Source organism: Rahnella bonaserana (genome assembly GCF_019049675.1).
Lineage (GTDB): Bacteria > Pseudomonadota > Gammaproteobacteria > Enterobacterales > Enterobacteriaceae > Rahnella > Rahnella bonaserana.
This window is the reverse complement of sequence record NZ_JAFMOW010000043.1, coordinates 37,829-45,545: the sequence shown is the minus strand read 5'-3', so window position 1 is coordinate 45,545 and position 7,717 is coordinate 37,829. Positions and strand designations below refer to the sequence as shown.

General features: G+C 48.1%; 8 protein-coding genes. 4 read left to right on the top strand and 4 right to left on the bottom strand.

Features of this window, described 5'->3' with window-relative positions; all coding sequences use genetic code 11:
- Positions 1–536 precede the first annotated feature (536 nt).
- Complete coding sequence (locus J1778_RS00980) at positions 537–803, bottom strand: hypothetical protein (RefSeq protein ID WP_217171600.1); 267 nt, start codon at positions 801–803, stop codon at positions 537–539.
- Between the two features lie 144 nt (positions 804–947).
- Between J1778_RS00980 and J1778_RS00975 the strand changes: the two genes are divergently transcribed.
- Together J1778_RS00975 and J1778_RS00970 are read left to right on the top strand one after the other, a co-directional pair.
- Positions 948–1,832, top strand: coding sequence for a LysR family transcriptional regulator (locus J1778_RS00975; protein ID WP_217171599.1), 885 nt, complete (start codon positions 948–950; stop codon positions 1,830–1,832).
- A gap of 240 nt (positions 1,833–2,072) precedes the next feature.
- Positions 2,073–2,564 carry a hypothetical protein gene (locus J1778_RS00970; protein ID WP_217171598.1) on the top strand — a complete coding sequence of 164 codons (492 nt, stop codon included), beginning with the start codon at positions 2,073–2,075 and terminating at the stop codon, positions 2,562–2,564.
- A gap of 50 nt (positions 2,565–2,614) precedes the next feature.
- Here J1778_RS00970 and J1778_RS00965 read toward each other — a convergent pair whose 3' ends face one another.
- Positions 2,615–3,829: a BaiN/RdsA family NAD(P)/FAD-dependent oxidoreductase gene (locus J1778_RS00965; RefSeq protein ID WP_217171597.1), complete on the bottom strand. Its 1,215-nt coding sequence runs from the start codon at positions 3,827–3,829 to the stop codon at positions 2,615–2,617.
- 320 nt (positions 3,830–4,149) lie between these two features.
- Between J1778_RS00965 and pitA the strand changes: the two genes are divergently transcribed.
- The gene (gene pitA, locus J1778_RS00960; protein ID WP_217171596.1) at positions 4,150–5,655 is read left to right on the top strand and encodes an inorganic phosphate transporter PitA; all 1,506 of its coding nucleotides are present in this window, start codon (positions 4,150–4,152) and stop codon (positions 5,653–5,655) included.
- A gap of 96 nt (positions 5,656–5,751) precedes the next feature.
- Here the strand turns inward: pitA and uspB are convergent, their stop codons facing one another.
- Entirely contained in the window at positions 5,752–6,087 is a 336-nt protein-coding gene (gene uspB / locus J1778_RS00955; protein WP_217171595.1) for a universal stress protein UspB, read from the bottom strand.
- Between the two features lie 339 nt (positions 6,088–6,426).
- Between uspB and uspA the strand changes: the two genes are divergently transcribed.
- Positions 6,427–6,867 (top strand): universal stress protein UspA, encoded by a 441-nt coding sequence (gene uspA, locus J1778_RS00950; protein WP_014333460.1) that lies wholly within the window; start codon positions 6,427–6,429, stop codon positions 6,865–6,867.
- Positions 6,868–6,970: 103 nt separating this feature from the next.
- Here uspA and rsmJ read toward each other — a convergent pair whose 3' ends face one another.
- On the bottom strand, positions 6,971–7,717 hold the full coding sequence (gene rsmJ, locus J1778_RS00945; RefSeq protein ID WP_217171594.1) for a 16S rRNA (guanine(1516)-N(2))-methyltransferase RsmJ: 747 nt from the start codon (positions 7,715–7,717) through the stop codon (positions 6,971–6,973).

The window sequence follows — 7,717 nt, the reverse complement described above, 5'->3', positions numbered from 1 at the left end:
CCGACTTTTAACACTTTAATAGCATGAAAGACCAGACAGGAATAATAAACAGTTACATTACCTGTTTATATTTGCTTTCAACTATTTTCATCGTCTTATTGACATGGTTTTGAACGCGATTTGTGAGATAAAAACAATGGCAAATAATCACCAGAACTCAATGATGGCTAAACAAATCGTAATTTTTATGGTTCTCAGCTAGGAATTTTCTAGTTTCTTGAGCGAAAAAAATCAAACCCCAAGTAGGTTTGATTTTTAGCACAAAATAACAAATTTCTTACCTCATCCAGGCAGTGATCGGGCTGTAGCAGTTTACTGAATTTGTTCAGGTACAGGCTGATGGCCTGCTCTGACGTTCCACTGAAGGCAGGTCGTGCCTGGTTGATTCTGTGGTGCGGCCTCACTGATCAAAAAGAATGCAAAGGGCACAATAAAGTGCCCTTTGCATTCAAATACATTCACCACATCAATAATTAGAATGTTTTTATACGCTTTGGATATTTTGGTTATCCTTTTGTAATAATTTTATCCCACTTTTAATGAGTAAATCCTTTCCCTTCCAGTAATTCTTGCATTAGCCTTACCTGGTCCTTATAGACATACCGCAACTGATTCCCACCAGAAAAAATATCCTGAGCCTCCACAAAAACCAGACAAGGGAATGACTCTGGAGCAGATTCAGAAATGGCAACGCCCAGTTCTTCATCAGTAAGAATCGAAGGATTCAACGGGTTATGGTTAATATTCAAATAATCTTCTACGAACCATTTTTCAAATGTCGGTTTATCAGTCAGGACTTTCATTACACCTTCTTTTCATCAGCTAGGTAACGGGGGTTATTAGGCATTCTCCTTAAAACAGACACAATAGAAGTTTTTCGAAGTCGTGCTTTGAATTTTTTATATCACCTAATCTAACTACTTGATCAAAATAAGAATGGATGAAAAATGAACAATAAATTTGACTATAATCTTATAAAAACGCTGGTGCTGGTGTATGAAACCAAAAGCATGAGTAAATCCGCGCAAGCATTAGGAATATCATCGCCCACGCTGACCTATGCATTAAATAAACTTCGGGATTATTACAATGATCCCTTATTTATCAAATCAATAAAGGGACTAAAAGCCACACCGCTTGCTAACCAGCTTTATCCCTCCTTTAAACATATCGACGAAGAAATATCACACTCTGTCATGGTGAGTGTTGATGACCCTCCTGAAATTCCTAATGTTATTATCAGAACAAATACGATGATTGAATACTATCTGGTCGATAAGTTATTAAAAAACAGGAAATTTCCTCTGGAGTTAAATTTTACCTTCAATAACCGTATCATGCTGGAAGATCAGCGCATCACCGCGCTGGTATCAAGAGAAGTCGACATCGATATTGGCTCAGCCATCAGACATAACCATTCGTTCATTTCAACAAAAATTGCCCAGTCACGGATCGTGGGTTTGTGCCGGAAAGAACATCCGAGGATAAAAAATCAATTGAGCGATGACCAGTGGATGGCAGAGGAACATATCGTTCTCAGCTCGGCCGAAACCAGCGCCTACCTTCCTGAGAAGCTTTACGGCTTGTCTCATCAGAGGAATATCCGCTATCGATCTAATTCACTGATTAATATGCTTTACTGCATTGAGAAAAGTGATGCCGTCATGTTCTTTCCGGCATGCCTGCTAAAGCACATTCCTGTGCACCTGGGCGTGCGCAGTGTAGAAATACCCTGGATGGAAGAAGATACGTTGGATATTTATGCTTACATTCACAGTAAGGCGAAAAATGACGAGAGACTGGAATGGATTATCCAGTTGCTGAAGAATTAGAGAATAAATGATGAGGCATTATTCTGCGAACAACTCAAAGAAATGGATCGCCACACGTAAAATGTATATTACTAATATCGGTTAAGAGCTGATAATTAAATTTTCTTAATAAAAATGTAATTTTATTTCCGGTATTACTGATATGCAGCTTTGATATTATATGGCAGATTCCTTGTTAAAATCAGGTTCCACTTTCGATAAGGTGAATTCAATCTTCCATTAATTTATTATAAGAATCATATGATTACAATTGAAAGAAGCATTCTCAAAAAAGGCCACATCGGTTTTAAAGTATCTAACTATCAAAACTTCGATTATAAATGCACTTGGCGTACACCAATTGACGTGACTAAACCCTGGGCCGGTTTTTATATCGGTACTACAGAGGATGTCGCGGATGGATATAAAGATGATTACCAGCATCCGTACAGACATGCTGTCACCTTATTGCAGGATCTGGACATTATTATATGTACAGGTCCGGAGCTGGCTAACTCACAGATCCCAGGCATGGCAAAAGCAGAAATGGTAACAGAGGCTCTCCCGGACCACCTTAAGGACGCCGTCAGGAAACAAAACAAACCGTTAATGGATGCATTAGGGGAGTTGGGATTTTGTTACCAGGGGCCACACGATGATGAAGGAGGGATAGAAATCGTCATCCCCAACAAACTGACTCATTTAGTATCATTAAAAATGAAAATTGATTTTGGCGTTAACAAATACTTTTAGACGAAAAATGATGAGCAGTTGGAAAACTCTCCCGCTGCTCAGATATCCATTTAGGACTGATTCACTGCGAACGACCGCGCCACCAAATCCTGCGCACACGCCCAGGCGGAACTCCAGGCCCACTGGAAATTGTAGCCGCCGAGCCAGCCGGTAACATCCACCACTTCACCGATGAAATACAAACCGGGAACTTTCGCTGCCGCCATCGTTTTAGACGACAACTCTTTGGTATCGACACCGCCGAGTGTGACTTCTGCCGTGCGATAACCTTCGGTGCCATTCGGCTGCACCTGCCAGTTTTGCAGTTGCTCAACCAGTGCGGCCTGTTGCGGCACGTTCAGCTGCCTGAGCGTCACATCCGGCAGTTGTCCCAGAGTTTGCAAACATTCGACCAGACGCTTCGGCAGTTGCATTGCCAGCGTATTTTTCAGGCTCTGGTTCGGGTGCTCGTTCCGCTGTGTATTGAGAAACGCCGCCAGATCGACATCAGGAAGTAAGTTAACACTTACAAACTCGCCAGGCTGCCAGTAGCTTGAAAGCTGTAAAACAGCCGGCCCCGAAAGACCACGGTGGGTAAACAGAATGCTTTCCCGGAACACCGTCCCGTCTTCGGCGGTCAGCACCGCAGGCACAGAGACGCCGGAAAGCGTCTGTAAATGTTCAAGCAGCGGCTTGTGCAGGGTAAACGGCACCAGACCGGCGCGGGTTGGCAACACTTTAAGGCCAAACTGCTCCGCCAGACGGTAACCAAACGGCGAAGCGCCAAGTCCCGGCATGGAAAGTCCGCCGCTGGCCACGACAAGTGAGTGAGTACTCACAGTTGAGCCATTCACGTTGATAATAAAGCCTTCTTCCGTTTTCTGAACGTCGGTGATTTCACTTCTCAGACGCACACCAACGTTCCCCGCTTCGCACTCTTTATCGAGCATTGCCACTATCTGCTGCGCGGAATCATCACAAAAAAGCTGGCCGAGAGTTTTCTCATGCCAGGCGATGTTGTAACGGTTGACCATATCGATGAAATCCCACTGGGAGTAACGCGCCAGTGCGGATTTACAGAAATGCGGATTTTCAGAAAGATAAGCCGCCGGCTCGGCGTAAAGGTTCGTGAAGTTGCAGCGTCCGCCTCCCGACATCAAAATTTTACGTCCGGTTTTTTTGCCATTATCCAGCAGCAGAACCCGGCAGCCACCCTGTCCGGCCTGTGCCGCACAGAACATGCCTGCAGCACCTGCACCAATGACGACCACATCAACCTGTTCCACTTTTGGCCTCTCTTTATGAATATTCGACTACGTTTTAGATAGGGTTTCCCCTTCTGAGCGGGCGTTCCGCCCCCTGAGTGGCGCGAATTGTAAGGGACAGACGCGTCTTAAACCAGTCAGACAGCTTGCTTTCTGAACGTCGTAAGTAAATGTTTCAGACATCAAAGGAGGAATAAGATTTTGATAAATAAAAATTTAATTGAAACAGACGCGATTATTGAACTGTTTTTAGTCAAAAAAATGTCATATTTTCCTTTTCCCCTCACCCTGTTCTCGCAGATAATGCGCGGCGTTCATGACCACTAACTGGCGTAACAATTATGCTGCATCTATTTGCCGGGTTGGATATTCATACCGGTTCGTTATTGATTCTCGCGTTACTGTTTGTTCTGTTCTATGAAGCGATTAATGGCTTCCATGATACGGCCAACGCAGTAGCAACCGTCATCTATACCCGGGCAATGCGTTCGCAATTAGCGGTCGTGATGGCAGGGGTATTTAACTTCTTTGGCGTTCTGCTGGGTGGTTTGAGCGTGGCCTATGCCATCGTCCATTTACTCCCAACCGATCTTCTGCTCAATGTAGGTTCGGCACATGGTCTTGCCATGGTGTTCTCTATGTTACTGGCGGCGATCATCTGGAACCTCGGCACCTGGTATTTTGGTTTGCCGGCGTCCAGCTCCCACACCCTTATCGGCGCCATCATTGGCGTAGGGCTGACCAATGCATTAATGACTCACACTTCCGTGGTCGATGCGTTAAACATCCCTAAAATGATTGGTATTTTTGCTTCGCTGATTATCTCCCCGCTGGTCGGGATGATTATCGCCGGTACCATGATTTTCCTGCTGCGCCGTTACTGGAGTGGCAATAAGAAACATGCCCGTATCCACCTGACACCGGCGGAACGTGAGAAGAAAGACGGCAAGAAAAAGCCGCCATTCTGGACACGTACCGGTCTGATTCTCTCGGCTATCGGCGTGAGTTTCTCTCACGGCGCTAACGATGGGCAGAAGGGTATCGGCCTGATCATGCTGGTGCTGATTGGTGTGGCGCCAGCGGGTTTTGTGGTGAATATGAACGCGACCGGTTACGACATTACCCGTACCCGCGACGCCGTTACCCACCTCGGCCAGTATTATCAGCAACATGTTGATGCCGTGCCGCACGTGGTTGCACAGACACCAATCGTGCCTGCACCGGACGTCAATATCGCACCGACCGACGAGCCTGAAGTGTTCCACTGCGACAGCAGCCACGCACTTGACGCTATTGGTCGCGCGCAAACACTGCTGACTAATCTTCAGTCTTACAGCGACCTGGCACCGGAAGAACGCAGCCATATGCGTCGCCTGCTGATGTGTGTTTCTGATACTGCCGATAAAGTGGCCAAGCTGCCGGAAACCTCTCCTGCGGATAAACGTTTCCTCGGCGAGCTGAAAACAGACATTCTGCAAACCGTTGAATACGCACCAATCTGGATCATCATTGCCGTCGCTCTGGCGCTGGCACTGGGTACCATGATTGGCTGGAAACGCGTGGCGACAACCATCGGTGAGAAGATTGGTAAGAAAGGCATGACGTACGCACAAGGCTTGTCTGCACAGCTGACCGCGGCCGTTTCTATCGGCGTTGCCAGCTACACAGGTATGCCGGTTTCCACCACGCACGTGCTGTCTTCTGCGGTTGCAGGGACCATGATTGTGGATGGCGGCGGTGTGCAGTCGAAGACTGTGAAGAACATTGCAATGGCGTGGATCTTAACCCTGCCGGTGTCGATTGTTCTTTCCGGCGTGCTGTACTGGCTTGCTCTGAAGCTGATCTGATCACTTTCTGAACGGCATTAAAAAGGCGACCCTGCTCAGCAGCGGTCGCCTTTTTTGTTTCCTTTCTCACACATCCTCCCTCACGTTTTTCAGTTTCTAATACCAGATAAGCATCGCTATCATGCTGATCAAGATCAGTCCGACCAGGGCAGTTGTGAGAACAAACTGACCGCGGACACGTTCACAACGGCGGATAAACTCAGGATCGTGATGTTCAACATAGCGCTGAGCATAAATATAACGCACCAGTCTTATCTGCTTGCTGGGCTGACCGTGCGACGTGAAAAATCCCCCGCCATCGACATACTGATACAGCAAAGGATCGCACCCCCGCAGTACCACCAGCAATGCGCGCAAAGAAGAGTAATAGCGCAGCATATTCACCACACACACAAAACATAAAGCCCAAAACAGCGCAACGGGACTGATCATGATTCCCCCTCAAGGCGAACTGACACCGCGCAATGCACCGGTAAAATAGCGGCGCATACCCGACGTTTCGCCCTGCCTTTCCGCAATTTCACACCCCCGGGCAAACTATGCCCGCCCTCTTTTCGTACCACAGAAGATTGCCAAAACAGGAGAAGCCTGCATTATTGAGTGTAGGAAACGAATCCCGAACTGTTCATATTATTTGTATCTATAGATGCCCGGATTTCGAAATGGGATCTGTATGCTTGATTTCTCTGACCATTTTGGCGCTATACTGAAGTCATGACATTTGCATGATGCTGATATTGCTATTAACCGACTTATGGAAGGAGTTTTCTTATGGCTTACAAACACATATTGATTGCTGTTGACCTCTCACCTGAGAGCAAAGTTTTAGTCGAGAAAGCGGTTTCCATGGCGCGTCCGTATAACGCCAAGGTGTCCCTGATCCACGTTGATGTGAATTATTCTGACCTGTATACCGGTCTTATCGACGTCAATCTGGGTGACATGCAGAAACGCATTTCCGAAGAGACGCACCACGCGCTGAACGAACTGTCGCAAAACGCCGGTTATCCGATTTCAGAAACCCTGAGCGGCAGCGGTGATTTAGCGCAGGTGCTGGTCGATGCGATTAACAAATACGGCGTGGACTTAGTGCTGTGCGGCCATCACCAGGATTTCTGGAGCAAACTGATGTCCTCCGCGCGCCAGCTGATCAACACCGTACATATCGACATGCTGATCGTGCCTTTGCGCGATGAGGAAGAAGAAGCGTAAGACGCAGTGTTACGTTAACGCTGACATAAAAATGCCCGCAGGCGAAAACCGGCGGGCATTTTTTTATGATTATTTAGGGAAGCGTGACAACAACGGCGGCTTTCTACAACGGCGTATAGATATCAAACCGGTGGCTTTTGGTGACCACCGCGGCCTGTGCGGCGATATCAGCCATTGGCGGGGCGTAGTCCGGGCGTTTCACCACAATGCGTTTTGTCGCTAAGCGGCGCGCCGGTTCCAGCAGGCCGTCGGCATCTTCATCCGGGCCAACCAGTCCCTGAAACACCCGCATCTCTTTCTTCACCAGCGCACTTTTCTGTTTGTGCGGATACATCGGGTCGAGATACACCACTTCCGGCTTCGGCGAAAGCTCTGCAAGCGCCGTCAGACTTGAAGCGTGCAGCAGCGTCATACGTTCGCGCAGCCACGGACCGATTTCCGCATCACGATAACCGCGCGCCAGCCCGTCATCAAGCAGTGCCGCGACCACCGGATTGCGCTCCAGCATCCGCACCTTGCAGCCCAGAGAGGCCAGCACAAACGCATCGCGTCCCAGTCCTGCGGTTGCATCGACCACATCCGGCAGATAGCTGCCTTTGATACCGACGGCTTTCGCTACCGCTTCGCCACGTCCGCCGCCGAATTTGCGACGGTGCGCCATCGTGCCGCCGACGAAATCGACATAAATCGCGCCGAGTTTGGGCTCGTCGCGTTTGCGTAATTCCAGACGTTCAGGCGTCAGCACCAGCGCCATAATGGCATCCGGATCAGATGTCAGATCCCAGCGCTGCGCCAGAACAGATAAGGCGCCTTCATCGGCGCCTTCTTCACACAGTAAACACACACTCAC

Coding starts and splice junctions, on each gene's coding strand:
- J1778_RS00980 (WP_217171600.1), bottom strand. CDS start 803: ATGAAAGTCCTGACTGATAAACCGACATTTGAAAAATGGTTCGTAGAA.
- J1778_RS00970 (WP_217171598.1), top strand. CDS start 2,073: ATGATTACAATTGAAAGAAGCATTCTCAAAAAAGGCCACATCGGTTTT.
- pitA (WP_217171596.1), top strand. CDS start 4,150: ATGCTGCATCTATTTGCCGGGTTGGATATTCATACCGGTTCGTTATTG.
- uspB (WP_217171595.1), bottom strand. CDS start 6,087: ATGATCAGTCCCGTTGCGCTGTTTTGGGCTTTATGTTTTGTGTGTGTG.
- uspA (WP_014333460.1), top strand. CDS start 6,427: ATGGCTTACAAACACATATTGATTGCTGTTGACCTCTCACCTGAGAGC.
- J1778_RS00975 (WP_217171599.1), top strand. CDS start 948: ATGAACAATAAATTTGACTATAATCTTATAAAAACGCTGGTGCTGGTG.